A 1468-nucleotide genomic window follows, 5' to 3' on the forward strand; every position below is an offset into this window, starting at 1 on the left:
GTGGGCGGCGCCGTCCGGGGTGGGGCGTTTTATGGCACGGCGCCACCGGTCAGCGTCACCAACACGGCTTCGCCGCAAGACCAGTGGCATGTGGGCCAGGGTCGCCTGCTGCCCAGCACCGGGGTGGACCAGTATGCCGCCACACTGGCCAACTGGTTTGGTGTGGCCGACAGCGAGATGTCCGGCATTCTGCCCAATCTGCGGCGTTTTGGCACGGCGGCCGGTCGCCCCGATTACCCGACAAATCTGGGTTTCATGATCTGAAGGCTGGCCCAGCGGCTGAGCGGCGCGCCCATAATGGGCACCATGATTGATCTCTACACCGCCGCCACCCCCAACGGGCACAAAGTTTCCATCGCGCTGGAGGAGCTTGCGCTACCTTACACGCTGAAGGTGCTGGACCTGAGTCAGGGCGAGCAGAAGCTACCGCAGTTTCTGGCCATTTGCCCCAATGGGCGCATACCAGCCATCGTCGACCACGGCGAAGACGATTTTGCTGTTTTCGAGTCCGGCGCCTGCCTCATCTATTTGGCGGAGAAAACCGGGCAACTCATGCCCATAGACGTCAAGGGCCGCTCCCGGGTGCTGCAATGGCTGATGTTCCAGATGGGCGGTATTGGCCCCATGATGGGACAGGCCAACGTGTTTTTCCGTTACTTCCCCGAGAAAATACCGGCCGCCATCGACCGCTACCAGGGTGAGTCCAAACGCCTGTTCCGTGTTTTGGATGGTCACCTGAAAGACCACGAATACCTTGCGGGTGACTACTCCATTGCCGACATCGCCAACTGGGCCTGGGTGCGTACCCACCGCTGGTCGGGCGTGGATGTGGACGATCTGCCCCATCTGCAGCGCTGGTTGGCTGCCATCCGTGCGCGACCGGCGGTGCAGAAGGGCATAGAGAGCCCGCCTTCCCCGGTTCGCGACGGTGAAGAGCAGGCCAAGAAATTCTCCGAGGCCGCGCGTAGCATGGTCGAGATGGGCCAGTCCCGCAAGCCAGGAGTTTGATCATGCAACTGTATTACTCGCCGGGTGCGCCCAGCCCGCGCCGCGTCATGATGTTCATGGCGGAAAAAGCCATCACTGGCGTTTCGATGGTGACGGTGGATCTCAACGCCCAGGAGCACAAGGGCGAGGCCTACCGCGCCAAGAGCCCCTTGGCCAAAGTGCCGGCGCTGGAGATCGATGACGGCCGTGTGCTGACCGAAACACGGGCGATTTGTACTTACCTGGAAGGCCTGTACCCGGAGCCCAATCTGATGGGGGTGAATGCCGACGAGCGCGCCTTCGTCGAGATGGCAGACCGCCGCGCCGAGCTGTATTTGCTGGCTGGTATTGCCAATACTGTGCGCCATACCCACCCCGGTCTGGCGCCACTGGAGCAGCCGCAGTTTCCCGAGTTTGGCCATTCACAAGCGCAAAAGGTGCGCGAGATTGCTGCCTGGTTTGACACGGTGCTGGAGCGCCA

The 1468-nt window shown here is 62.1% G+C and carries 2 protein-coding genes and 1 pseudogene; all 3 read left to right on the forward strand.

Features of this window, described 5'->3' with window-relative positions:
- A pseudogene (locus AC097P_RS23845) lies at positions 1-264 on the forward strand (DUF1501 domain-containing protein); the annotation flags it as partial.
- Positions 265-306: 42 nt separating this feature from the next.
- Positions 307-1008, forward strand: a complete 702-nt coding sequence (locus tag AC097P_RS23850) for a glutathione S-transferase family protein (RefSeq protein WP_479612911.1) — start codon at positions 307-309, stop codon at positions 1006-1008.
- 2 nt (positions 1009-1010) lie between these two features.
- A partial coding sequence (locus AC097P_RS23855) for a glutathione S-transferase family protein (RefSeq protein WP_479612912.1) occupies positions 1011-1468 on the forward strand: 458 nt, incomplete at its 3' end.

This window comes from Rhodoferax sp. ZS1R8, from assembly GCF_056521325.1.

What these genes read in the sequence shown, in the direction of transcription:
- AC097P_RS23850 (WP_479612911.1), top strand. Translation starts at nt 307, where the DNA reads ATGATTGATCTCTACACCGCCGCCACCCCCAACGGGCACAAAGTTTCC.